This window comes from Streptomyces sp. NPDC058646, assembly GCF_042716875.1.
Classification (GTDB): Bacteria; Actinomycetota; Actinomycetes; order Streptomycetales; family Streptomycetaceae; genus Streptomyces.
In genome coordinates this window covers 522,909-544,942 of the sequence record NZ_JBHXRK010000001.1, presented here as the reverse complement: position 1 = coordinate 544,942, position 22,034 = coordinate 522,909, and the positions used below count along the sequence as shown (strand labels likewise).

Here is a 22,034-nt window from a genome sequence, read left to right as displayed (position 1 = left end):
CGGAGCGTTTGAGGAGGCCCCGCGCTCGCCGAGCAGCCGCTCCCGCTCCCCGGCATGAGTCAATTCTCCCCGTCGACGCTGGACCGGCTCATTCGTTTCCCCCGGGGGCCCTGCTCCCGAGGCTGGTCGCCCGACAGGGGGCGGAGCTGTCGGTGCGCGCATTAGCTTCTGCGGGTGGTGTCGAGGGTCTGGGCGGGGTTGTGTTCGGTGGCCCGGCCTGCCGTTTCCGAGGAGCGCGAGCACCAAGGCCGGGTCACCTTCGTACGTGATGGCGTCTTCGTCTGGTCCAGGGGGCTCGAACCGTGCGGCGAACCGTTCGAGGTCGTGTTCTTCGAACCGGATATCAGCCGGGCCTCCCTTCACGTTCCGCTCCCTGACCCGGGCCCACAGCTGCGCATGTGTGGCGGGCAGGTGCAGCATCAGCGGCACGCCGAACGACGCGGTGACGGTCTGCCGCCATCCCTGCCGCTCGGCCCGGGTCCACAGGCCGTGGTCGAGAACAACGTCATGGCCTGACCCCAACAGGGCGCCCACCCGGGATCGGATCTCCTCGAGCACTGGCCGCTCGCGAGCGGTGAAGGTCCCGCGCGGGTAGTCCACACCGTAGATTCCGTACCGTCGGTGCATCTCCTCATCCGTACACAGCCTCACCAGCCCGGCCCGGGCAAGGGCCTCAGCCAGGTAGGTCTTGCCCGAGCCGGGTAGCCCCGCCATGAGGATGCAGCGCGGCGCGCTCCCGGCTCTCGCTTCGTTCCGGAAGTGGTTTCCGTCGAGCGTGGTCTCGTTGCTGGTGGCGCTCGTGGTGGTCTCCTCGGTCACGGTGTCGAGTTCGCCTGTCGGTGCTGAACCCATGCCCGGCCTGCCTCGGCGGCTCGGGTCCTGTAGGCGCGGAGCTCCGGTGTTCCCTGGTGGGTACGGCTGGTCCAGTAGTCGGTGAGGGCTTCGGCGATGGCGTCGATCCCGGCAGGGGGTGCGCTCCGGTAGGCGGGGGCCTGAGCGGCCCATCGTTCGGCGTTGGCGGGGGTGTGACCGGTGAGGATGAGCTGCGGGACGAGGAGTGCGAACTCTGCCCACGCGGGGCCGCGGTAGGGCCATGCCCAGTCGAGGAGGGTGACGGTGCCGTCAGGGGTGACAAGGAGGTTGTCGGCGCGGAGGTCGCAGTGCAGCAGGGTGTCGCCACGCCCGTACTCCTCGGGGAGGGGGCGGCCGCTGAAAATCGGGCTGTCCACGAGCGGCGGGGCAGAGCGAAGGGGACAGGGGGTGAGCGCTGCGTGTGCGTGACTCAGGGTCTCGGTCAGGGTGTGCAGGTCCGGTGATCCGGGGGCAAGGTCGGGATGCCGGCCTGTGACGTAGTCGAAAGCGAGCGCGATCCAGCCGTGCGACTCGGCCGCTGTGAGCAGCGCCGGGCCGATACCGGCGGGCAGGGTCTGGGCGGCTGCCATCTCGGTGCGGTACATCCCGGCGGCGGGGTCATCGGCGGGGATCGCCTTGACGAACACCGGGCCGCGGGCGGTGGCGATCCGGACGCGGACCCCGGAGGTGTAGCCGCCGGACACGGGGACCGGCACGCCGGTCGTCGCGAGGTCGCGTGTAAGGCGGTCCCTCAGGGAGGTGGGCAGGTCATTCCAGCGGCGTGCGGTCATCCGTCGATTCTCCTTGCCGGCACTGGCTGTGTTGGCTGTGAATGAGTTCCGACGAGGCTCGCGAGTTGGGGGTGGACGTGCCGGGCGAGGAGGGTGGCGCCGAGCTCGGTGAGATGGACGCCGTCCGTCCACAGCGAGAGGCCGGGCGGGAGGTTCTCGGCCGCGTTCTGGAACGCCTGTTGCACGTCCACGTAGCGGGCCCCGGCGGTTGCGGCTGCGGCCGCGGCGATCGTGTTGTACGCGGCCAGCGTGTTGTTCATCTCGGTCACTGCGTCCAGATCGACGGCTCCGGCCCCCACCGCCGTCTCACCGATGCAGAGCACCTTCTTGCTGGCGGAGACGAGCACATCGAGGGTCCGCGCGTACAGGTCGGCGAATTCCTCCGGCCCGACGCCCTCCGCTTCCCTGCCGGCCTGATGGGCGCGCCACACGTCGTTGATGCCGCAGCCGATGACCGCCATGTCGTACGGGGCCCCGCTGGCCTTCACGGTGTCGTACACGATTCGGTGCACGTCGCGGATGGTTGCTCCGCCCTGGGCCCGGTTGTCGTGCTCGAAGAGCGTGCCTGGATGGTCGGCCTGGAGTGCCAGCGCGACGAGGTACGGGTAGCCGCGCCGTTGCCACCCTTCCACGGTCACCGTCGCGCCGACCAGCGGGAGCCGGGTCTGGTCCGACATCGCAGCCACGTGGGCCTGCAGGTGTTCCATGATGCTGGTCCCGAACCAGCCGACCCGCACGGTGCGCCCGCGGGTGACGTGCTCATCCATGGGTCGTGCCTGTGGAGGCAGTCGCGGACGCAACGGCCTGGGCGCCGCGGGGCCAGGCGTACTCGCTGTACGTGACGCCGTCGGCGATGTGCTGCAGGGCGATGCCGAGGTATGGAGGCATAGGCTCCGGGAGGTTGGTGGCCTTGTGCCACTCCCAGCCCTGGCACTTGTCCGGCTCCGGGTTACCGATCTGGCCGTGCCAACGGTCGACCTCGAAGAAGAACGCGATCCGTCGCGACCCGGCGTGAGTGGAGACGTGGTGCATCAGGTGCACGAACCGTACGTCGCCGAGATCGACGGTGGCGCCGGTCTCCTCGGTGAACTCCCGGGCCGCCGCCATCGTGGCGGGTTCGTGGTCCTCCATCAGCCCGGCCGGTACCTGGTACATGTCGGGGAAGACCGGCTGACTTCTGCGGCGCCCCATCAGGATTTCGTCGCCCTGGCGGACGATCAGATGGACGTCGGCGTAGTGAGCGGTGTAAGTGCGGCCGGACCCGGCGGTCTTCTCGGGCATGGCTCTCCTCCGATCGTCAAGGCCGGTCACGCTACAGTGCCTCTCCGTGACCGGCAGCCGATTTCGGTCGCCGGTACTCTCCCTGAGGCCCGTCTGTCAGGGGATGTCTCGCAGCTCGTGCGGCAGCAGCGATCCCACCCAGCAGTCTCGCAGGGCGCCTTGGGACATGGAGCGGAGCCTCAGGGTTCCTTCTATCTGGAATCCGGCCTTGGCCGCGACCGCCCGGGACGCTTCGTTACCGACGTTCGCCGACCAGGTGATGATCGGCAGCCCGAGGTCTTCGAAGCCCCAGCGGCAGACTCTGGTGACGGCTTCGGTGGCGATGCCGCGGCCGCGGGCTGCCTTGCCAATCCAGTAGCCGATGCTCGACGCCTTCTTGTCGTGCAGGTGCAGGCTGATCGCTCCGGCACCCTGGCCGCCCTCGGTGATGATGAACGTGGTCTGCTGCCCGGTGTTGGCGTTGTGCACGAACCGCTCGGCGTCGGCTCTGGCGTACGGGCTCGGCACGGTGGTGTTCCGCTGGATCTCCAAGTCCTGCAGCTCGGTGGTAACCCAGTCGATATCGCCCGCCTCGGGCCCTCGCATCACAAGACGTCGGCTGGAAAGCCTCACTGTTTCCTCGCTTCCTTTCGTCGCTACTGTCGCTCGAGGAGAGGGCACGGTCATGTGGGGATCACGCTCTGAGGGGCGTGGGCGGTGTGACGCCGGTCAGCTCCTCGGCCCGCTGGCGCAGGTGGGGAGCAAGCTCTTCGTACCAGCCGCGGCCTACGGCCTGGAGCATCTCGGCGAGGGCGATCTGCTCGGCGAGGCGCCCGGCTTCCGTCTCCAGGACGTCCGCGAACTCCTTGCGGACCCGCTCGGCGACGGCCGGGACGCGGAGGCTGTTGACGTACAGCATGGCGGGGTCGTAGCCGAGCGGGACGGCTCCCCAGCGTTCCCAGTCCAGCAGGACGAAGGGGTGTCCGGTGATGTTCGCCCACTGGAGATCGGCGTGACCAGTGACGCGTTCGGTGATGGCCGGCGCGGGGATGCCGAGGAATTCGGGGAACACGCGATCCGCCCACTCCTGGCGAATGGTGGTCCGCGGGGGCTCGGCGTCGGCGAGGGCGTCCAGGCTGTTGCGCAGGTCGCTCCACCAGGCATCGGGCAGGTGCGGGTCCTCGACGAGGTCGGGCGTCTCCGGGGAGATCACCGGCTGGGCGATGTAGTCGATCAGCTCGCCCTCGAAGACGTAGGGGTCGGACTCCCAGCGGTGCAGGCCGTGCAGGTGCGGGCGGGAGACGAGGCTGGAGATCCGCTCCTCGGCGACCACGATCCCCTCCGTCATCGCGGCTGATGCCTTCGCGATCTCTCCGCAGTGGACGCGCAGCCACCGGTCATCGGTGGTGCGGGAGCCGATGGTGCGGCCGAGCCAGCCCCAGGAGACCGGGCCGGTCGCGGAGGTACCGAAGTGGTCGCAGGCGCGGGCCAGGGCGTGCTCCATGCGGCCTTGGGTCTCGTCATCCTTGGGCGAGTACATCGGTGACCTTCCTCAGGTGGTCGGGTGCGAGCGGGGCGGCGGCGGCCTCCTGCGCGGCGGCCCAGTGCTCGGGGGTGCTCGCGGACAGCAGTACCACGTCGAGGCTGGGGCAGGAGACGGCGGCGAGGAGACAGGCTGCGGCCGGCGTGCTGCCGGGGCGGATGTAGTCGGCGAGTTCGGGTGTGGCCAAGCGCGGGAGTTCTCCGCCGTGCAGGGGCGAGGAGCCGAACGTGGTCAGCCCCGCCGCGCGAGCCTGCACCAGGGGGCCGCGGCCGTCCAGGGCGAGGCTGATGGGCCGGACCATGACCAGGCTCACTGGGAGCTGTACGGCGCGCAGGTGATGTTCACCCGATCCGGCGGCTTCCCGCGCGAGGTCGAGGAGTTCGGCGACGGTGAACGCGCCGGAGGTGAAGGCGGACCAGGCGGCCACGCCGTACCCTCCGATGCGCCCAGCGTGTGCGAACTCCTCCAGCACGGCGAACGCCTCGCGCAGCCGCTCGTGCAGCTCCTCGCGGTCGAGGTGGGCGTGCTCGGGATTGTGGACGAACACGATGTCGGCGCGGGCGAGGACGTCCAGGGACCGGTCCGTCTGCCACCGCAGGAATTCGGGAGCGAGGCTGTGACCGGCGGCGGCCTGGTCGTCGGTGAGGACGCCCTGCTGGACCGCCGCGGTGCCCTCCTGCCTACCGAAGAACCCCGTCTTCGTGGACACCTTGACCTGCACGTGCTCGGCGAGGACCGGGGCGAGTTCCTGGTGCGCGTGGCCGTAGTTGGGGGCGGTGTCGATCCAGGCCGCGCCCTGGGAGCAGGCGGTGCGCGCTGCTTCGGCGACGTCGCGCACCTTGTACGTGCCCAGACCGAGCGAGGCGGTCACCGGCTGCTCCCGACCACGGCGGCGGCCTGTCCTGCGACCAGCGCGGTCAGGACCTCCGCGGCCTGGTCGACGGTGAGCCCGGAGTGCTGTGCGAGCGCGGCGAGGGTGACCGGCCGACCTTCGGCCAGGAGGTGCAGGAGCGGGGCGACAGCGAGGGCGAAGGCGAACTCCTTACCCGCGCCGGCGAGCGTCACCACCTGGTCGTCCTGGTCGAGGTGGGCGCGGGGGGCGGTGAGCTTGACCGTGGTCCGGGGCTCGGCGGGGACGGCGCCCAGGTGGGGCAGGGACAGGCGGGGGCGTCCGGGGTGGGTGCTGTCGATCGAGCGGGCCCAGCGGTCGAGCACATCCGGCTCGTCGAGGAGCGCCAGGACGTCCTTGCGTACGGCTTCGAGGTAGGTGGCGCGCTCGTCCTGGTCGCCGTGGCGCGGCACGTCCTGGCGGACGGTGTTGCTGGCGCGCAGCTCGTCCACGGCCCAGCCGAGGAACTCGGCGCCGGTCAGCGTGGCGAGCCCGAACGTCAGGTGAAGGGAAGCGGTGCCCTGGTCGGCGGTGACTGCGTGCCACCAGCCGCGCGGGAGATAGAGCACATCGCCCGGCGTGAGGACGATGTCCGCCAGCGGTTCCCCAGTGGGGGCCTGGGGGGCTTCGACGTCGCGCCATGCGGGCGCCTGCCGGGTGGGGCCGTAGATGCGCCAGCGCTTCGCGCCGTCGAGTTGGAGCACCACTACGTCGTGGTCGTCCCAGTGGGTGCCGAAGCCCTCTTCCGCCGTCCAGGAGGCGTACGCATTGACCTGGACCGGCGTGCGGAAGAAGCGCTCCAGCTCCTCGGCGGACTCGCGGATGGGCGCATGGATCTGGTCGATGGCGTCGATCACGAGGGAGGCGCCCTCAGCGAGCCGGGCGTGGAACTCGGCGGGCTCGGGCTGGTACCAGGAGGTGCCCCTGCGGTTGGTGCGGAGCAGGGAGTACGCGGTGGCGGGGACGGCTTCGCCTGCGCGGGAGAGTCGCATCCGCGGCGGCTCCAGGCGGTGCGTGGCGATGATCTCGTTCAGATCGTCCCAGGACAGCGGCAAGGCGCTGGTGTTGCCGGTGGAGCGGATCACTTTGTGGGCGCGGAAACACGACTGGGCGAGGAACGTGTCCCCGCCCAGCCGCGCCGCCCACGATGAGGAATCAGTCATCGTGCGCGTGTCCTTCCGTGGATCAGGTGTCGTTCATGTCCGACTTGCCGCCCGTGTTGTCCGAGGCTTCCTCGGCACGGGTGCGGGCCGCGGTGATTCGGCGGACGCCGACCACCAGACCGCGGTCCTGCGTCTGCGTGTTCTCGTGCATGGCGTATTCCTTCCTGTTCCTCGTGGTGTTGTCCTGCCGGTCATCCGGCAGGAAGTGGTGTGCCCGACCCGGCGTTGGCGCTGTAGGAGGTGCGGGGCGGGAAGCCTGTGGGTTCAGCGGGCGTCGGCCTGGCGGAGCGCCTGGTGGTCGGCGACGACCCATTCGACGCCGCCCCCTTCAGGACGCAGGAAAACGGCCTCGGGGATGACGCGGCGGGTTTGAGGGTCTTCCCACTCGCCGATGAACTGAATGACTCCTTCGCGGTCCTTGGCGGGGTCCAAGACGCGGGCGCCCGCGTACAGCCAGCCGGGAAACCTGTTCATGCCGCACCGTCCTGGTCTCTCACCTGATCGCCCCGGTCGTCGCGGCCAGCACAGCGCAGGCATCTCTCCATGCCGCGCTCGGCGCGGACTCGGGCGGCCGGGCTGGGGTCGGGCTGCCGAAGGCGTCGCCCCAGGGGGTGTACTCCGGCTGGTCCTGGAGCTGCGGGCGGGCGGCGAGGGAGGCTCGGGCATGGCGTGCTCCTGACCGGTGGAGGGCAGCGGACCGCAGCGCGAGGGACTGTGGTCCGCTGCTTCGGGGGAGCCACCCGGAGGCCTGTGACCACCCCGAGCGGCGTGTCCTCACCGTAGGGAGACGGGGGATCCGCACTCAACGAAGTTGCGCCTAATTGCGGATTCTTATCCGAGGGAGCCGATCGCGGCCGTGATCAATGCGCGGGCGTTGTCTCCGTAGACCGCCATGTCTGCCAGGCCAGCGAACGCCTCCGCATAGTCCGCGAGTTCCCGGGGCTGGGTGATGTTGACCTCGGCGGTCAAGGTCTCAACGGCGGCCTGGCGGTCGTCGAAGAGGTAGAACGCCTCCAACGGCCAGATGGTGCGCTGTGAGCTGGCCGGGATGATCCCGAGGGAGACCGAGGCGAGTGGCTGCACGTTAAGGAGGTGCCGGAGTTGGGCGGTCATCGTGTCGGCGTCGCCGATCCGGGAGCGTAGGACCCACTCCTCCATGAGCACGACGAAGCGGTGGCCACCCTCGTAGAGGAACCGGCTGCGGGCGACGCGGGCGGCCACGGCCTCGGTCACGTCGTCAGGAGTGCCCTGGAAGGTGGTGATGCTGCGCATGAGCGCCGTAGCGTACGCGGGGGTCTGAAGGTAGCCGGGGACCACGTTGGAGACGTAGGTACGGCAGATTCGGGCTTGCCGATGCCGGTCCGACCAGTCTTCCTGGGCTTTGCGCATGCCGTTGCGGTGGAGGCGCCGCCACTCCTGGTACATCGAATCGACAGCGCGGGCGGTGGCGATCAGGTCGGCCGCCTGGTCGTCGGAGTCGGTGGCCGCGCACCACGCGCGGATGTCCGAGTCCGAGGCTGCGATCTCACCCTTTTGAAGCCTGGTCGTTTTCGCGGGATGCCAGCCGCACCGGGCGGACAACTCTCGCCCGGTGAGACCGGCGTCCTTGCGGAGGTGGGACAGGCGCATGGCCAGCGCTTCACGGGCAGCCTGTGCGCTGGATGACGGGGATGATGCCATGAGGAGGTGGGTCCGGTCGGAGTCAGACGGTGTACTGGTCGTGGGGGGTGCCGCGCTCCCAAACCGTCTCGAAGGCGTCGGTGACGAGCTTGACTACGGAGGGCTCCTCCGTGAACTCGTGGCCGGCCCAGTCGCCTTCACCAGTCCAGAAGTGGAACATCACCAGGCGGCGATCGATCAGCCACAGGTCGTTCCCCGGCAGCGCGATGTCCGACGCCCGCCGACGCGGAAGCCAGCGGACCTGTTCCCCGGCCTCGATGTTCATCGGGGTGACGGCGTGTTCCCAACGGATGTAGTCGGTCACCGGCTCCGAGACGATCCGCGCCCGCCGCATGACCACACCGCGGCCGACGGTATCCCGGACGATGCCGAGCCACTCGGGCCACCATCGCAAGGTGGGGTCGAGGTCGACATGGCCAGTTCGCTTGAACTCCTCGAACTCCTCGGCCTCGTCTCCGACTCCGTAGGTGTCGCGCATCTCCAGGTGGACCGCGCTGTGCTCAGCCTGCCTCATCAGTGCGGCGAAGTCCGGAGCGTTCTGCGACATCACATGCCTCCCTCAAGATCGGAACCAGCCGGAACGGAACCCGCACCGGCGTCTCGCCCTCGGGTATGCCGACGGCGTGCCCGGCGATCCACTCGGTGGACGCGACCTCGGCCGTGCGGGCCGGGTCGAGGTTCCACCCCTGGATGACGAGTTCCTGTTTCTCCTCGTCAACCCAGACGGTGGGGGAACCTCCGCCGCCAGTGCTGGGGTCTATCCCGACGAACCGTAGCGCCATGACGATCTCCCCTGTCCAGTGAGTTGCGCGTATTTGCGTGTGACGCTCGTCCACGGGCACCCGGGCGTCAAGGGCGGGAACCGGTCAGGGTCCGGGGCGCCGGCCAGTGCCGGACCGCGCTGAGCCCGGAAACGAAGAAGCCCCCGCCACGGATCTGCTCCTCGGCCTAGTTGAGGAACCCGACCTAGTCCGGATCGAGGTCACTCTCACCGAGGGGCCAACTTCTCCATGCCTGCCGGATCGTCTGCGCGGCCACCGATGCCTCTGCCTACATTCTTGCCGTCACCCCATCCTGCCCGGTCTACGCTGTCCCCTCATGACCGTCTTGATCGTGGGTGGGTCCGGGTTCTTGGGCGCCGAGCTGGTTCGGCAGGCGGTAGCGGCTGGGCACACGACGACTGCGACCTACGCGACCAAGCCTGGGATCGCTCGGGCGGTCGCATGGCACGCCCTCGACCTACGTGATCCCGGGAGAGCGGAAGCTGTGCTGGCCGAGGCCAGGCCTCGTGTCGTCATCAACGCATCGAGCGGTAAGGCAGACTGGGCGATCACGGCCGAGGGGCCCGTACGCCTGGCGCTGGCTTGCGCGAAGTCGGGGAGCCGTCTGATCCATGTCTCCAGCGACGCCGTGTTCTCCGGCAAGACCCGCGTCCTCTACGACGAGTTCTGCCTGCCCGATCCCATCACCCCGTACGGGGCGGCGAAGGCCGCGGCGGAGACAGGGGTTCTTCTCGTGCAGCCGGACGCCGTGGTGGCCCGCACCTCCCTGATCATCGGCGACGGGCAGTCCGAACACGAACGTGCCGTTCACGACCTTGCTGCCAGTACCCGCCCGCGTCGGCGTCCTGTTCACAGACGACATCCGTTGCCCAGTGCATGTGACCGACTTGGCCGCAGCTCTCATGGAACTCGCGTCGGGAGGAGCAACCGGAATCCACCACCTCGGTGGCAACGAGGCCCTGAGCCGTCACGAACTCGGCGTCCTCATCGCCAGGCGCGACGGACTCGACGACTCCCGACTGCCCACAGGTCTGCGGGCCCACAGCGCTCTACCCGGTGCCCTCGATGTACGCCTCGACAGCCGCGCGACACAGCGCAAACTGCGCACCACGCTGCGCGGCGGCCACCAGTTCCTTGCCTCGGTGGCCTAGAAAGCCTGCTCGCGCAAGGCCTCCACCCGCTGATGCGCCGCCAGTTCGGGTTCCTCCAGTAACCCCAGCACCGATGCCACCATCCACGTCGCTGTGACAAGCCGACTCCCGACGCCTCAGCGGGCTCTGCTCACGCGGCAGGACTGCTGCCCTGTCCATGCCCGGCTCGGCCTCCTACAGTTGGGACGTCCGCGGGTGCCAGGTCCTCGCGGACGCGGACCATCCGCACCGCGTGGCGCCACCGTCCGTGATCGACAGCGGTGTCCCCTTCGAACTCGACCACGAGGTCCGATTCCACCGTGCGGTACTCGAGCGGATCGCGGCTTCCCCATGCGGCAGAGAACCGGACCCCCTTCCACGGATGTCCGGCGCCCCCTGAGCGAAGGAGCGGTGCGAGCTCTGGCCGCTGGGCCGCGGTGAGCGGCCCTGTTCGAGCAACGAGCAGCAGGTCGCCGTCGTCCGTACGCCGCCCCAAGAGCAGCGACAGCGGGCGGGTAATCGTCCCGGTCACCCCGCCCACCAGGGCTTCGGCGGTGTCGGTTGCGCGGTACTTCTGCCAGCCCCGCACCTCGGGCCGATACGGCTGGGCCATGCCCTTGGCGACGATGCCTTGTGCATAGTCGGTCACTGACCGGTTGAGGGGACGGTGGGGTGTCGGGCCCGGGACGGGGATGAACGATGGTCCTCTCCGCCCACCTGGAGAAGACCTTCCGACTTCCGCTACGACTTGGGCTGCCCACGGGAAAGAGGCCAAGGGAGGCTGCGGCGCGAGAGACGTGGCGTCGACGCAGGCCGGGCTGGGTGTGGCGTGTGCCCAGTCCACGAAGGTCACGCCAAGGTGGTGGTGACTTTCGCGAAAGTGTCCACCACCCGCGGCGGACACGACGCCGTGGTCTCCCCCTGATCAACGCCTGCGGCCGCCTCCCCGTCGGCTCCGGGCGACTCGCATGAAGCCCTCGGCGGCTCGCTCTGCGCCAGCGGCCGCCGGGGCTTCTTCCCTTGCTACGGGCTGCTTCCCTCAAGGGTCAGGTGGCGGTGATGTCGGCGGGCCGGTTGTGTGGCGGGGTAGTGGTGAAGAAGGCGTGCAGGGGCTGGTCAATACGGTTCTCGCGGCCTGGGCTTTGGGCTGCGGCATCGAGCAGGGGTGCGAGGTCCTCGGTGTCGGAAGGGGTCAGGACAAGCCAGCGCAGGATGACCTGCAGTGTGAGGAGCCGGAGATTTCGCAGCTCTTTCAGTTTCTCCTCTTCTGTCTGGTCCTTGATCACGTCGCCGTGGACGTAAAGGGATCGGGCCTTGTAAGCACGTCGGACGATGCCCTTGGCTTCTTCTTGGTGGTCACGGGTAAGGAAGAGCGCAGCCGCGCGGGAGAGGATGTTGGCGGTGATCCGGCCGCCTGTGTCGTTGGGGCTGATCAGCAGGGCTTCCAGGGCGATGACGTAGTCAAGGCGCAGTTCGTCGGCCTCCACCTCCCAGACGCCGTTGTCGTTGTAGGTGCGCTGGTAAGCGGCCAGGAGGTGCCGGGCTGCGCGTTCGAGTCGCCGCGCGCGCCGGTTGAGGATGCGCTGCTCGTGGGTCGTGCCTGCCATGACCGCGTCGATCTTCGCCGAGATCGCGGTGCAGAAGTCAGCCAGGGCCGGAAGGTATTCGGCCGGGACATGGAAGGCTCCGGTGTCGCGGACCTCAACCTCCTCCGCTTTCCCGTCGTGGCCTTCATAGACCTCGATGGTCGTCGGCACGTCTCTGGGGTTCAGATCGAAGAGGCGTCCGCGCGCAACGGTGAAGACCGAGTCCACTCGAAGAAGTTCGCTGTCCCACAACATCAGAGGAAGGAGTGCTTGCCAGTGCTGGGCTTCCGCACGCGGGCCGGTGAAGTCGAACCAGGTCGGGCGACGCGTTACCGGACGGTCGGGATCAGGAACATGGAGAAACGGTGCGCCAGTGATCAGGTCGAGATCATGGCTCCGGCGCTGCAGGACGTTCAGCGCAGGCATCGGGATCGTCTGTTTGAGTTCGTCCGCGGTGAAGGTCTGCAGTGTGTGCCTCCCCAGCGGAATTCGTGTTCCCTGGGGGAAGGTGCCGTTGAGGAGAAGCCATCGCTCGGGGACCGGTGCCGGGCCAGTACAGAAGGTGACGAAGCTGTCCGCGACCTCGGAGACGGGAACTGGCACGCCCTGAGCAATGAGACGTGCAGCCATGCCCAGTCCCGACGCTTCCAACAGTGTTCGGGAGTTCGGGACCCAGTCTCCGTCGGTCTTGGCGTAGAGGTCGGGGTGCTCTTCCCTGGGCGCTGCGGCGGCCACCTCTCTGACCACGTCCTCCCAGTGGGGCTGGAGCATCAATACCACGATGGACTGGGGTGTTGGGGGCAGACCGCCCGCGTACTCGAGCCACGACAACACGGCCTCACGCAGGGAGAGATGCTTGCTCATAAGGCCTGAAAGTAGCGGCCTCAGTCGCATCTGGGCAGCAGTTTTCCAGCAGTGGAACCAGTAGCGACCGACCATCGCTCGAGCAGCAGCTGACTGGCGGTTGGGGCTGGCCTGCGGGGTGGGGGGCCCGATCGGCGGCTATCTGGGGGCCCGGCTTCAGCCCCGCCATCCCGAGACCGTGCTGCGGCTCCTGCTCGGCATGCTCGCCACTACCGCGCTCCAGGCCCTGCCGTGAGCCTGTCCGGCCTCGAGCCGGATCCTCTCCCCCACCCACCCGACGCCCAGCGTTCAGGCCCCCTGCGTCCGGATAGCGCGTGTCACCGGAACATCCGTAGACCGTGGCTTCCCAGCCGGCGGCCCGAAATCCTCAGTAGGTTGCGCAGCCCTGGGTCGAAGGTGCACTTCGTGAGCCGCGACCTGCCCGCGCCCACGACCACGCGTAACTCACCGAGACCCTCGAGCTCGCCGCCTGTCACATCCAGCGGATCACCTTGGAGAACCAGAAGCTAAGGGAACAACTCGAAGCCGAGATGGGTGTCACACGGCTGAAGTCCATCCCCTCCAGGCGGTCAGCGCACAACTGATGAAGTGGTCAACGGTCAACCGCAAACCCTGGCCACAAAACGCCCTCCACACCGACCGCCGGCCACTCGCTGATCCACTGCCGAGCTTGCCTGATATCCGTCGTCGAGGGGGTCAGCGCCCACGGGGCCGCGAGATCGCGCTCGCGGAAAACGGCGGCCAAGGCCGCTCGGCGCTGTCGGTAGGGCCAAGCCAGAGCAACGTCGCCCCCGCGCGCGAGGAGGTCGAAGGCCAGTTACGAAGTGGGCGGGCTCGGCAGCAGCAAGACGGGCCACGGCGCGCGACGTACGGTGCAGACGCTGCTGGAGCGCGGCGAAGGCGAGCCGACCTGAGCGGTAGATCACCACCTCGCCGTCGAGCACCGTGGTGTCGCCGAGGGCAGCTGCAGCCTCTGCGATCTCGGGGAACGCCGGAGTCAGATCGGTGCCGCGACGTGACTGGAGCAGGACTCCCTCCGGGCGGGCCCAGATGAGCATCCTGTAGCCGTCGTTCTCCAGACTGTGATGTGTCTCAGAGTCGCGGCGCCTTCTCGCCTAGGTGGGTTGAGCCGACACCGCCGGAATCAACTCACGGAACGGTGTCGCTTGCAACTCTGAGGTCTGCAAAGATCAGGTCAGCGGATATTGAGCGGATGATGGCTTTAGCGGAATACGGAATCTATTACTAGCCTCATACATGACCCACAACGGCACCGCCCCCTCAGATGCCACGTCAAGGATTCCCCTATTCTCCCCGCTGGCTCGACCAAAAAAGGCATAGTTAACGCGCTTGCGCCCCGGATCCCTGGTTGATATGTATTTAATACCCGCCAGGCGCTCCTCGTATACCGTCTGCGCGAACGCGCGACTACGCGGATACGGGTCAACACCCTTCGGTATCGGATATGGGGGCTCAAGTTCGTCTATAAGCCGTGCATCGACACCCCGCTTACCATGATTAGCCTCACTGTTAAGGTCCACGAATAGCGGGGCTTGGCCATCCTGTCGAGCTGCGCTCAACTGGGCCATCCTTCGCTCACTATGGACTTCGTCCACATCTATGCCCTTACCCCAGATTCTGATATATACCTCAATGAATGCGCCTAGGAGGGTCTCTGCGACATGGCAGGTTCCTGGCCCCACTCCGGGTAGGTCAAAGCGATGGTCTATGTCGCCACAGAACCAGGCTGGACAGCCAGGCGTCCCGTCTGGTGCGGGCTTGGGGGCATACCGGGGATAAAGGCGGAACAGTTCAGTACTGGGCTCCAGTGGGCATTCTGGAGGGTTTTCGGTCATCGCGCCAATCTCCTCGCAGCCACCTTGGCGGAGTACTTAAGAGCCGGGAAGGAATCTTCGTCGGACATCAAGGAACGAGGCTCGCGGTCTCCCAGTTCCGGCTGCTTCGTGCTCGCCCAGGAGATGACATAGGTAGGTCGAAATAGGGAACCCATTTCCTCGCAGAAGACAGTCAACGTGACTTGAGCGGCTTCTCCGAGTCTAAGTTCCCCATAGTCGCCTCCACCCTCGAATTGCCAAAGGGGGAGGAACGTCTGATTCCGTCCCACCAGTCCAACCAAACAGCCATCTGCTACCTGGCGAACAATTTCCTCCGCATCTCGCCCTACCTTGTCTGCGAGCTCCGTTGCTCGGATGTTGTCGCCGATGGCTAGGCGCCAGAAGATGTTGCCGACAGCAATCTCGGCCGCATGCTTCCCTATGGCTTCCAGATCCGCATGACTGATATCTTCTTCCCCGAGTTCCTGGTAGGAGTTCCACGCCCTGGACGCTTCATTCTCGAATGCTTCGATCAGACGTTTCGGGTCGGACATATTTACACGTTACGACCGCAGCGGCCTAGACGCCTCTCAGGGCAATCCGCTCCTTACTACGCAGGGCACGCCGACGGCTGAGTCGTTTACGCAAGGGACTATTGCCGCCTGCGATAGGGCCGGCGTCGCAAGTACCCGGCCTGAGACACCTGGACGTGTCTGGAGAACCGTCATACTTCGGCTCGTACGCCGTCCCGCCTGGCAGCGCGCCCTGAGGCGGCAGGCGCGGGACCGCCCGCGCCAGCATCGGCTCTAGCGGCGGCGAAAGAGTCACGAGAGGGACTTACCCGCACGCACAAACGTCCGGGCACGCTGAGACCCGGATCGACTTGCACGGAAAATCGAACAAGTGGCCTAATCGAGCCATGGCGCGAACAGTATTTCCCGACGATCTTCTGCTCACCCAGGTCCGCGTCATCCGGACCTACGCCGCTCTCGCCCGCCCCTGCGGCGGACACATCACCGACCTGCGGCATCAGCTGATCGCGGACCTGCGCGACCTCTATGCCCACCCCTACTGGGCGGAGCCCGGTCGCTCTCACGCCGACTTGGTCGAGCTGCGCCGCACAGCAAGGGCCCGAGCGTGGGTGGAGGCGGCGTGAGTGGCCAGCCCAGTCCCCGATCCCTGGAAGGGGCACGCCGGCAGTGAGCCTGAGCCGTGGGCCCCGATCACGCTGCTGCTCCCCGACGGCCGCCAGCGGCTGGAAGTCCGGCTCTACGAACGACGCCAAGATGATCATGGGCCCTGGAGGTACCTCATAGGGGCCCCGTTGTGGCAGCACGCCGGCGGCGGGACGATCGAGCCGGTGGAGTTCCGCACGTGGGTGACGCCCGAGGTCCTGGAGCCCATCCCGGGCGCAGACATGTCCGTTGTGCCCAAGCACCGGGCCACCCATGATCCGGAACCAGCCCCGCGGTGGGGCTGGGTGACACGCCCGAAGGCCCGGGGCCGCGGCCTGATCATCCACGATCACGACTGCGAGCACGTGGAAGGCGGCGGGCGCGAGCTCGGCATCGAGGAAGCCCTCGACGCCATGCTCCGGCCCGGCGCCGAAGCCTGCACCAGCTGCGACGCAGCCGCGGTCCTCGTGCCCATGCTCCAGCTCGGCGAAGGGTACGCGTAGACGGGACGGGCGCCGTCAACAACCAGTCCCGTGGGCGTCAGTAGCTCCAGGCGGATCCTGTCTGGCGGTACTCGGCAACTGGGATGGGGGTGACGCCGTCGCGCATCCGGTCGTCGTAGAGGTGGCCATCGAGGTGGTCAATCTCGTGGTGGATGAGCCGGGCCAGGCCCTGGCTGTAGTGGTGACCGTGGTGCTGCCGTCGAGATTGTTGCCTTCGACGGTGATGGACAAGGACCGCGGAACGAGGCCGCGGACGTCGAAGAAGGACAGGCACCCCTCATAGGCAAGTTTTGTACCTGGTGCTTCAGAGAAGGACTCGCCATTCCTGCAGGTGGGCGTTGCATTGATCTGGACATGGCTCTGCCTGGCAGCGCTTACCGCCCTTCTCAAGCGCGTACTCGGGCGGTTCTGAAACCCCGCGCTGGCATTGGGGCGAGTCAACTGCGACAGGTGCAGCACAGCCTGGGCGCCGGCGTTCTCAGGCAGCCTCGTAGCTCATCCGGAGCAACGGCTCAGCGCGACTCAGATCGCCCTCCGCCCGAAGACGGACCTCGACATCACCAGTGCCGTGGTGGCCGATCTGGCTGACATCCCGGGTGAAGCCCCCAACGAGGTCCACGTCCTTGGGGTCAAGCCGGAGCGTAACCACCACCTCCTGCTGGTGGGCGTGACTGACGCATGCGAAGTTCCGCAGCCGCCGGTACGCGCGGTACTGCTTGCGGTCAACGCTGCTCACATCGTCTCCCAGCCCCTGGAGCAGTTCGTCGAGCGCGCTGCGCAGCCCGGCAATGGGGTCCTCACGCATGCCGACCGACGTGCTCGGTCGGCGACGACGCTGTTCGCTGCGCTCCTGTGCCCCGGCAGTCGTTTTGGCGACCGGTTCGAGGGCGAGCAGCCCTGTCCCGAAGTAGCTGTAGCGGACGAGGTCGATGGTGCGTCGAATCTCGCGCACGGCGTGGAGGTCGTAGCGGGTGTAGTCCTCCGCGACGCAGATCAGCCGAGGGCTGCTCCACAGCACCTGGGAAGCAATGTCTACCCCGAGACGCTCGCGGACCAACTGCTGGAACTCGGCCCGATGGTCGGTCAGCCACGCGAGGTAGAACAACCCCTGGGTAATGACGCCGGCGTCGCGGCCTCGCTTGTACTCGACCACGACCGGCGAGCCGTTCTCGTCCAGGCCTAGCGAATCGATCCGGCCGCGATGAACCGGTCCGGTGCTGTACTCGCTGGCCAGGAACCGGACCCCCAGCATGGCCTCCATGTTCGCCTCGACCACGTCCTGCAGGTGACGCTCCACCTCTGCAGGGCGTGCAGCGATCTCGACCGCGCTTCCCCCGGCCACATCGAACAGCCTCAGCCCCGACACCCCCATAGCTCGTGCTTCGCAGGCCTCAACGCTGAGGGAGCCCGGATTGTTTCCGGCGAAGCCGTCGGTGTCGGATGGCGGGCGAGCACGAGACGGGTGAACGCGTGCTGGCCTCAGACCGCAGTGCTCTCTTCACAGGCGGTAGCGCGGCACGGTCAGGCTCCGGGGGGCCGTCTTCACCGGCCCGGCGGGCGCGGACGGCACCCGGTCCAGCGTCGGCGGCCCGAGGCGGAGCCGGCGTACCGGGTGGCGCAGGAGGCAGGACGTGCACGGTGCGGACCGCCGCGCCCTCGTGCCCGGCGAGTTCGGCCGACCACGGCCAGGATGCTCTCCCATCGGGCGAGGATGTTGCCGCTGGCGGCCGTGGCGCCATGCCGCGCTGAGTCACCATCAGGCCGCGGACCTCTTCCGGCAACGCCGTTCATCGCCCTGCCTCCCGGAAGCCCACCTCGCCGAGAGTGCAGGACGCCGCTGCGACGACCGCTGCAGGGGTTGTCGACTTCCTACAAGCGGTAACACCAGGCGATCAGACTCTCGGACCGGCCCTTGGGAAGCGCAATGGGCAACCCGACCGTCACGTAGCCGGGAACAACTTCCAGACAAGCGCGGATCGCCGACGAAGCCGCTTCAACGTCTGTACCTGCACGAAGCCTCACCTGACGCAGCGTCAGGAAAGTCAGCATTGGGTCAGCATTCGTAGACACACACCCACCCACGGACGCCCACAGAGGGGGAAGGCCCCGCACCATCGAAGGGCAAGCGCGGGGCGCGATCGGAAGCGCCGAGGCTTCAGTAACCGGAAGGCGCCTGACCCGCGCCCCGCGGGGCCGCCTCACTCCAGATATCGCAGGTCAGCGCACTCGGCCGCGTGGTTTGAGGTGGGCCGGGGGCAGGTCAGGAGCTGGAAGCGGAGGGCCGTCATACCCCTTCACCTCGCCGAATCTGGTCCCATTCATCCAGTCCTCGCGGGCCTGTGCGATATCCTCATGGGAGCGGCCAATCCAGTTCCAGAACATGACGATCTCCTCCTCGAACGGCTCGCCGCCCAGAAGCATCAGGCCGGCGTCCGAGGTTGCGCGCAGCGGGAGTTCGGTGCGGCCGCAGCCGAGGTAGAGCATCGAGCCCGGGAGGAGCGGGACGCCGTCGGCGTGGGCTTCCCCCGACATCGACAGGACCGCGTACTCGAAGTCCGGGTCGAGCGGGAGCCGGGTCTCGGTGCCCGCCGCCAGGGCCAGGTCCGCGCCCACGATCGGGCTGTACGCGGTGCCCGGCGAGGTCGCCGTGTCCAAGGTGCCCAGGATGACCGTCGCGGTCAGGCCCGGGGCGCTCACCTGCGGCAGCTCGGCGTGGTGCTGGAAGTGCGGCTCCACGTCGCGGTGGGCGTCCGGCAGGGCCACCCAGAGCTGGGCGCCGTGCAGGAGGCGGGCGTGCGGGCGCGGGCTCTCCTCGGAGTGGCTGATGCCCCGGCCCGAGGTCATCAGGCCCAGCTCGCGCGGTCTGATCGTCTCCAGGCTGCCCACGCTGTCGCGGTGCAGGACCTCGCCCTCGTGGAGCCAGCTCACGGTCTGGAGCCCGGAGTGGGGATGCGGCGCGACCTGCATGCCCGGCTCGTCGGCGATGTCGTCCGGGCCGTAGTGGTCCACGAAGCACCAGGCGCCCACCATCCGGCGGCCCAGGTTCGGCAGGAGACGGCGGACCTCGGTGGATTCCCCGAGCTTGACGGTGCGCGGGCTCAGGAGCTCGCGGACCGGTTCGGCCACGACGAAGCCCCGGCCGCCACAGGCGGAGAGAGCGGGCTGGCGATCGAGATTGCTCATGCGGACAACCTAGTGGGGCGGGGGCGGCCGTGCGGGGTGGAATGTTCCACCGCGAACGCGTGTTGGAGGCTGCGACACACCACCTGAACGGCGGAAGGGACGCGATGGACGCGCCGACGACGTACTTCGAGCACGGGACGGCCGCCGAGCGCTGGGCGCGGGCCCAGCTCTTCTTCGACGCGAAGGAGTACGCCACGGCCGCCCGGATCCTGGAACCGCTGGCGGGCGGGGCCCCCGAGCAGTTGGCGCCGCGGCTGCTGCTGGCCCGCGCCTACTACCACTCCGCGCAGCTCTCTCGCGCGGAGCGCGAGCTGCGCGCCATCCTGGAGCGCTGGCCGGTGGAGGACTACGCGCAGCTGATGCTGGGGCGGACCCTGGAGCGCGGCGGCCGTGCGGACGAGGCCCGTCCGTACCTGAGGATGGCCGCGGCGATGGCCGGCGAGTTCCCGGAGTAGGGCCCGGGCAGGAGAGGCCGGGCACCGGCGCGCGGGCGCCGCTCGGCCCCGCCCATGCGGGGTCGGGCCGCCGCCTCGGTTAGCCTGGGGCCACGATGAACCGTCTGACCACGCCTTTCGGCTCCTACGAGCTCACCCGCTTCCCCGATGACCCGCGCGACCAGCTCCGCGCATGGGACGCCGCCGACGAGTACCTGCTGCGCCACCTCGAATCCGGCACCGGGGAGCGCGGGCCGGTGGACCTGGCCGGCGCCGGACAGATCACGGTGCTGGGGGACCGCTGGGGAGCGCTGACGACGGCGCTCGCCGCGTACCACCCGACGCAGATCACCGACTCCTCCCTGAGCCGCTCGGCGACCGCGGCCAACCTCGACCGGGCCGGAATCGGGACCTCCAAGGCGACGGTGACCCTGCTGACCACGCAGGACCCGCCGCCGCAGCGGATCGATGTCCTGCTGGTGCGCGTGCCGAAGAGCCTGGCGCTGCTGGAGGACCAGCTGTACCGGCTGGCCCCGCACGTGCACGCGGGCACCGTCGTCGTCGGCACCGGCATGGTCAAGGAGATCCACACCTCCACGCTGCGCCTCTTCGAGAAGATCCTCGGGCCGACGAAGACCTCGCTCGCGGAGAAGAAGGCCCGGCTGATCTTCTGCACGCCCCAGGCCCAGGGGGCCGTCCGCCCCGCGGGGACCGGGCCGTGGCCGGTGACGTACACGGTGGACGAGGAAGGGGGCTCGGCCGCCGGTCTGACCGTGGTCAACCACGCCGGGATCTTCTGCGCCGACCGCCTCGACGTCGGCACCCGGTTCTTCCTGCAGAACATTCCGACCAACACGGACGGCGCCCGGGTCGTGGACCTCGGCTGCGGCAACGGCGTCGTCGGTACGGCGGTGGCGGTCGCCGATCCGGATGCCGCGGTCGTCTTCACCGACGAGTCCTACCAGGCGGTCGCCTCCGCGCGTGCCACGTACCTGGCGAACGTACGCGAGGGCCGGCGCACCGCCGAGTTCCACGTCGGCGACGGGGTGGCCATGCTGGCCCCCGGCTCCGTCGACCTGGTGCTGTGCAATCCGCCGTTCCACTCCCACCAGGCCACGACGGACGCGACGGCGCTGCGGATGTTCGCCCAGTCGCGCAAGGTGCTGGCGGACCGAGGCGAGCTGTGGGTGGTCGCCAACCGGCACATGGGCTACCACACGCACCTGAGGCGCCTCTTCGGCAACAGTGAAGTCGTCGCGAGCGAGCCGAAGTTCGTGGTGCTGCGGGCGGTCAAGCAGGAGCGTCCGCGACCTATGTGACCTGCCGGTACGTCCTACACTCGGCCGCGTGAGCAGCCAGACGGAGCATGACGGACGGACGGTCGGCGACAGCGGGGGCGGGAGCAGCAGCAGGAGCAGCGAAGAAGGCGCCCGCGGGGGCGGCGACCAGGACGGGCGCTACCGCCGGGAGGACGTGGCCCGGGCGGCGGGCGTCAAGGTGCGGAACCTGCGCTACTACCAGGAGCGCGGGCTGCTCCCCCCACCCCGGCGGGAGGGCCGGATCGCCTGGTACTCCGACGACCACCTCACCCGGCTGCGCCTGATCAACGACCTGCTGGGCCGCGGCTACACCGTCAACGGCATCGCGGAGCTGCTGCACGCCTGGGAAGAGGGCGGCGGTCTTTCGCAACTCCTGGGTCTGGAGCGGGAGATGACCCGGGACTGGGTGCAGGAGGAGCCGGTCACGATGACCCGCGCCGAGCTGCGGGAGCTGTTCGGCCCGACGGCCACGGCCGAGGACACCCGGCGGGCGGTGGAGCTGGGGTACGTGACGGTCGAGGGGGACCTGGTCACGTACCCGAGCCGGAGGCTGCTGGAGGCGACGCTCGCACTGGTGCGGCAGGGGGTGCCGCTCGCGGAGATCCTGGACGCGGGGGACTTCCTGCAGACGCAGGCCGCCGCCCTCGCGGACCGCTTCGTCGGCCTGTTCCGCCGGCATGTGATCGGCGGGGAGGGTTTGGAGCAGCTTTCGGCCACGCAGTTGCAGCACATCACGCGGGCGGTGACGGCGCTGCGTCCCGTGGCGGGCGAGGTCGTGGCCACGGAGTTCGCACGGGCGATGGCACGACGGGTCGACGCGGAGGTCGCCGAACTGCTGCGTACGGAGCAGTAGGAGTCGGCTGAAAGGATGCGCTCGCACAACCTTGCCAACCTCCATTGGCACTCTTACATTCAACTCGTCGGTAACAACAAAGGTGCACAGCCGAAATAAGGGACGATCTCATGGCAGATTCCCCGCACTTATCCGACCCGCCCGGTCCCGCGGACGACGAGGGCGGGGGCGCTGGGCGCAGCGCCGCCGGCC

The 22,034-nt window shown here is 68.5% G+C and carries 24 protein-coding genes and 3 pseudogenes; 6 read left to right on the top strand and 21 right to left on the bottom strand.

From position 1 onward, the window contains the following. Positions 1 to 300: 300 nt before the first annotated feature. From ACFWUZ_RS02410 to ACFWUZ_RS02350, 13 genes and pseudogenes are all read right to left on the bottom strand, one after another. Positions 301 to 714: pseudogene (locus ACFWUZ_RS02410) on the bottom strand (AAA family ATPase); the annotation flags it as partial. Positions 715 to 815: 101 nt separating this feature from the next. Then, the gene (locus tag ACFWUZ_RS02405) at positions 816 to 1,643 is read right to left on the bottom strand and encodes a hypothetical protein (protein ID WP_384365681.1); all 828 of its coding nucleotides are present in this window, start codon (positions 1,641 to 1,643) and stop codon (positions 816 to 818) included. Beyond that, positions 1,640 to 2,410 carry a GDSL-type esterase/lipase family protein gene (locus ACFWUZ_RS02400; RefSeq protein WP_384365678.1) on the bottom strand — a complete coding sequence of 257 codons (771 nt, stop codon included), beginning with the start codon at positions 2,408 to 2,410 and terminating at the stop codon, positions 1,640 to 1,642. The genes ACFWUZ_RS02405 and ACFWUZ_RS02400 overlap by 4 nt, the downstream gene beginning before the upstream one ends. Next, positions 2,403 to 2,924: an NUDIX domain-containing protein gene (locus ACFWUZ_RS02395; protein WP_384365675.1), complete on the bottom strand. Its 522-nt coding sequence runs from the start codon at positions 2,922 to 2,924 to the stop codon at positions 2,403 to 2,405. The genes ACFWUZ_RS02400 and ACFWUZ_RS02395 overlap by 8 nt, the downstream gene beginning before the upstream one ends. 96 nt (positions 2,925 to 3,020) lie before the next feature. Beyond that, on the bottom strand, positions 3,021 to 3,536 hold the full coding sequence (locus ACFWUZ_RS02390; RefSeq protein WP_384365672.1) for a GNAT family N-acetyltransferase: 516 nt from the start codon (positions 3,534 to 3,536) through the stop codon (positions 3,021 to 3,023). A gap of 61 nt (positions 3,537 to 3,597) precedes the next feature. Then, the gene (locus ACFWUZ_RS02385) at positions 3,598 to 4,443 is read right to left on the bottom strand and encodes a hypothetical protein (RefSeq protein ID WP_384365669.1); all 846 of its coding nucleotides are present in this window, start codon (positions 4,441 to 4,443) and stop codon (positions 3,598 to 3,600) included. After that, positions 4,424 to 5,317, bottom strand: coding sequence for an aldo/keto reductase (locus tag ACFWUZ_RS02380; RefSeq protein ID WP_384365666.1), 894 nt, complete (start codon positions 5,315 to 5,317; stop codon positions 4,424 to 4,426). Before ACFWUZ_RS02380 ends, ACFWUZ_RS02385 begins: the two co-directional genes overlap by 20 nt. After that, positions 5,314 to 6,498: a JmjC domain-containing protein gene (locus tag ACFWUZ_RS02375; protein ID WP_384365663.1), complete on the bottom strand. Its 1,185-nt coding sequence runs from the start codon at positions 6,496 to 6,498 to the stop codon at positions 5,314 to 5,316. The genes ACFWUZ_RS02380 and ACFWUZ_RS02375 overlap by 4 nt, the downstream gene beginning before the upstream one ends. Before the next feature lie 22 nt (positions 6,499 to 6,520). Continuing rightward, positions 6,521 to 6,649 carry a hypothetical protein gene (locus tag ACFWUZ_RS02370; RefSeq protein WP_384365660.1) on the bottom strand — a complete coding sequence of 43 codons (129 nt, stop codon included), beginning with the start codon at positions 6,647 to 6,649 and terminating at the stop codon, positions 6,521 to 6,523. Positions 6,650 to 6,762: 113 nt separating this feature from the next. Further along, positions 6,763 to 6,972, bottom strand: a complete 210-nt coding sequence (locus ACFWUZ_RS02365; protein WP_384365658.1) for a hypothetical protein — start codon at positions 6,970 to 6,972, stop codon at positions 6,763 to 6,765. A gap of 357 nt (positions 6,973 to 7,329) precedes the next feature. Next, positions 7,330 to 8,178 (bottom strand): Scr1 family TA system antitoxin-like transcriptional regulator, encoded by an 849-nt coding sequence (locus ACFWUZ_RS02360; protein WP_384365655.1) that lies wholly within the window; start codon positions 8,176 to 8,178, stop codon positions 7,330 to 7,332. A 22-nt stretch (positions 8,179 to 8,200) separates the two neighbouring features. Then, positions 8,201 to 8,725, bottom strand: coding sequence for a DUF6879 family protein (locus ACFWUZ_RS02355; protein ID WP_384365652.1), 525 nt, complete (start codon positions 8,723 to 8,725; stop codon positions 8,201 to 8,203). After that, positions 8,679 to 8,960, bottom strand: coding sequence for a hypothetical protein (locus ACFWUZ_RS02350; RefSeq protein WP_355801129.1), 282 nt, complete (start codon positions 8,958 to 8,960; stop codon positions 8,679 to 8,681). Before ACFWUZ_RS02350 ends, ACFWUZ_RS02355 begins: the two co-directional genes overlap by 47 nt. Positions 8,961 to 9,276: 316 nt before the next feature. Between ACFWUZ_RS02350 and ACFWUZ_RS02345 the strand changes: the two are divergent. After that, positions 9,277 to 10,111, top strand: a pseudogene (locus ACFWUZ_RS02345) (SDR family oxidoreductase). Between the two features lie 130 nt (positions 10,112 to 10,241). Here ACFWUZ_RS02345 and ACFWUZ_RS02340 read toward each other — a convergent pair. The 5 genes from ACFWUZ_RS02340 to ACFWUZ_RS02320 all read right to left on the bottom strand — a co-directional run bounded on the left by ACFWUZ_RS02340 (position 10,242) and on the right by ACFWUZ_RS02320 (position 14,929). Beyond that, positions 10,242 to 10,739 (bottom strand): ATP-dependent DNA ligase, encoded by a 498-nt coding sequence (locus ACFWUZ_RS02340; protein WP_384365649.1) that lies wholly within the window; start codon positions 10,737 to 10,739, stop codon positions 10,242 to 10,244. Positions 10,740 to 11,136: 397 nt separating this feature from the next. After that, complete coding sequence (locus ACFWUZ_RS02335) at positions 11,137 to 12,540, bottom strand: hypothetical protein (RefSeq protein ID WP_384365647.1); 1,404 nt, start codon at positions 12,538 to 12,540, stop codon at positions 11,137 to 11,139. Between the two features lie 599 nt (positions 12,541 to 13,139). After that, positions 13,140 to 13,619: a hypothetical protein gene (locus ACFWUZ_RS02330; RefSeq protein ID WP_384366301.1), complete on the bottom strand. Its 480-nt coding sequence runs from the start codon at positions 13,617 to 13,619 to the stop codon at positions 13,140 to 13,142. A gap of 111 nt (positions 13,620 to 13,730) precedes the next feature. Beyond that, complete coding sequence (locus ACFWUZ_RS02325; protein WP_384365644.1) at positions 13,731 to 14,396, bottom strand: RES family NAD+ phosphorylase; 666 nt, start codon at positions 14,394 to 14,396, stop codon at positions 13,731 to 13,733. After that, a complete protein-coding gene (locus ACFWUZ_RS02320; protein ID WP_328765442.1) occupies positions 14,393 to 14,929 on the bottom strand; it encodes a hypothetical protein in 537 nt (178 codons plus the stop codon). The genes ACFWUZ_RS02325 and ACFWUZ_RS02320 overlap by 4 nt, the downstream gene beginning before the upstream one ends. 365 nt (positions 14,930 to 15,294) lie before the next feature. Here ACFWUZ_RS02320 and ACFWUZ_RS02315 point away from each other — a divergent pair, with 365 nt between their 5' ends. Together ACFWUZ_RS02315 and ACFWUZ_RS02310 are read left to right on the top strand one after the other, a co-directional pair. Further along, positions 15,295 to 15,531 (top strand): hypothetical protein, encoded by a 237-nt coding sequence (locus tag ACFWUZ_RS02315; RefSeq protein WP_384365641.1) that lies wholly within the window; start codon positions 15,295 to 15,297, stop codon positions 15,529 to 15,531. 324 nt (positions 15,532 to 15,855) lie between these two features. Beyond that, on the top strand, positions 15,856 to 16,053 hold the full coding sequence (locus tag ACFWUZ_RS02310) for a DUF6233 domain-containing protein (protein WP_384365638.1): 198 nt from the start codon (positions 15,856 to 15,858) through the stop codon (positions 16,051 to 16,053). A 37-nt stretch (positions 16,054 to 16,090) separates the two neighbouring features. Here ACFWUZ_RS02310 and ACFWUZ_RS02305 read toward each other — a convergent pair. The 3 genes and pseudogenes from ACFWUZ_RS02305 to ACFWUZ_RS02295 all read right to left on the bottom strand — a co-directional run bounded on the left by ACFWUZ_RS02305 (position 16,091) and on the right by ACFWUZ_RS02295 (position 19,236). Beyond that, positions 16,091 to 16,512, bottom strand: a pseudogene (locus tag ACFWUZ_RS02305) (peptide deformylase). A 19-nt stretch (positions 16,513 to 16,531) separates the two neighbouring features. After that, positions 16,532 to 17,419 carry a DUF5655 domain-containing protein gene (locus ACFWUZ_RS02300; RefSeq protein ID WP_384365635.1) on the bottom strand — a complete coding sequence of 296 codons (888 nt, stop codon included), beginning with the start codon at positions 17,417 to 17,419 and terminating at the stop codon, positions 16,532 to 16,534. Between the two features lie 851 nt (positions 17,420 to 18,270). Further along, positions 18,271 to 19,236 carry a pirin family protein gene (locus ACFWUZ_RS02295; protein ID WP_384365632.1) on the bottom strand — a complete coding sequence of 322 codons (966 nt, stop codon included), beginning with the start codon at positions 19,234 to 19,236 and terminating at the stop codon, positions 18,271 to 18,273. A gap of 104 nt (positions 19,237 to 19,340) precedes the next feature. Between ACFWUZ_RS02295 and ACFWUZ_RS02290 the strand changes: the two genes are divergently transcribed. The 3 genes from ACFWUZ_RS02290 (at position 19,341) to ACFWUZ_RS02280 (ending at position 21,842) form a co-directional block, all read left to right on the top strand. Next, a complete protein-coding gene (locus ACFWUZ_RS02290; protein ID WP_384365629.1) occupies positions 19,341 to 19,691 on the top strand; it encodes a tetratricopeptide repeat protein in 351 nt (116 codons plus the stop codon). 104 nt (positions 19,692 to 19,795) lie between these two features. Continuing rightward, a complete protein-coding gene (locus ACFWUZ_RS02285) occupies positions 19,796 to 20,989 on the top strand; it encodes a methyltransferase (RefSeq protein ID WP_384366298.1) in 1,194 nt (397 codons plus the stop codon). 28 nt (positions 20,990 to 21,017) lie between these two features. Continuing rightward, the gene (locus ACFWUZ_RS02280; RefSeq protein ID WP_384365626.1) at positions 21,018 to 21,842 is read left to right on the top strand and encodes a MerR family transcriptional regulator; all 825 of its coding nucleotides are present in this window, start codon (positions 21,018 to 21,020) and stop codon (positions 21,840 to 21,842) included. Positions 21,843 to 22,034: the final 192 nt, after the last annotated feature.

What these genes read in the sequence shown, in the direction of transcription:
- ACFWUZ_RS02405 (WP_384365681.1), bottom strand. Translation starts at nt 1,643, where the DNA reads ATGACCGCACGCCGCTGGAATGACCTGCCCACCTCCCTGAGGGACCGC.
- ACFWUZ_RS02400 (WP_384365678.1), bottom strand. Translation starts at nt 2,410, where the DNA reads ATGGATGAGCACGTCACCCGCGGGCGCACCGTGCGGGTCGGCTGGTTC.
- ACFWUZ_RS02395 (WP_384365675.1), bottom strand. Translation starts at nt 2,924, where the DNA reads ATGCCCGAGAAGACCGCCGGGTCCGGCCGCACTTACACCGCTCACTAC.
- ACFWUZ_RS02385 (WP_384365669.1), bottom strand. Translation starts at nt 4,443, where the DNA reads ATGTACTCGCCCAAGGATGACGAGACCCAAGGCCGCATGGAGCACGCC.
- ACFWUZ_RS02375 (WP_384365663.1), bottom strand. Translation starts at nt 6,498, where the DNA reads ATGACTGATTCCTCATCGTGGGCGGCGCGGCTGGGCGGGGACACGTTC.
- ACFWUZ_RS02370 (WP_384365660.1), bottom strand. Translation starts at nt 6,649, where the DNA reads ATGCACGAGAACACGCAGACGCAGGACCGCGGTCTGGTGGTCGGCGTC.
- ACFWUZ_RS02365 (WP_384365658.1), bottom strand. Translation starts at nt 6,972, where the DNA reads ATGAACAGGTTTCCCGGCTGGCTGTACGCGGGCGCCCGCGTCTTGGAC.
- ACFWUZ_RS02360 (WP_384365655.1), bottom strand. Translation starts at nt 8,178, where the DNA reads ATGGCATCATCCCCGTCATCCAGCGCACAGGCTGCCCGTGAAGCGCTG.
- ACFWUZ_RS02355 (WP_384365652.1), bottom strand. Translation starts at nt 8,725, where the DNA reads ATGTCGCAGAACGCTCCGGACTTCGCCGCACTGATGAGGCAGGCTGAG.
- ACFWUZ_RS02350 (WP_355801129.1), bottom strand. Translation starts at nt 8,960, where the DNA reads ATGGCGCTACGGTTCGTCGGGATAGACCCCAGCACTGGCGGCGGAGGT.
- ACFWUZ_RS02335 (WP_384365647.1), bottom strand. Translation starts at nt 12,540, where the DNA reads ATGAGCAAGCATCTCTCCCTGCGTGAGGCCGTGTTGTCGTGGCTCGAG.
- ACFWUZ_RS02325 (WP_384365644.1), bottom strand. Translation starts at nt 14,396, where the DNA reads ATGACCGAAAACCCTCCAGAATGCCCACTGGAGCCCAGTACTGAACTG.
- ACFWUZ_RS02320 (WP_328765442.1), bottom strand. Translation starts at nt 14,929, where the DNA reads ATGTCCGACCCGAAACGTCTGATCGAAGCATTCGAGAATGAAGCGTCC.
- ACFWUZ_RS02315 (WP_384365641.1), top strand. Translation starts at nt 15,295, where the DNA reads ATGGCGCGAACAGTATTTCCCGACGATCTTCTGCTCACCCAGGTCCGC.
- ACFWUZ_RS02295 (WP_384365632.1), bottom strand. Translation starts at nt 19,236, where the DNA reads ATGAGCAATCTCGATCGCCAGCCCGCTCTCTCCGCCTGTGGCGGCCGG.
- ACFWUZ_RS02290 (WP_384365629.1), top strand. Translation starts at nt 19,341, where the DNA reads ATGGACGCGCCGACGACGTACTTCGAGCACGGGACGGCCGCCGAGCGC.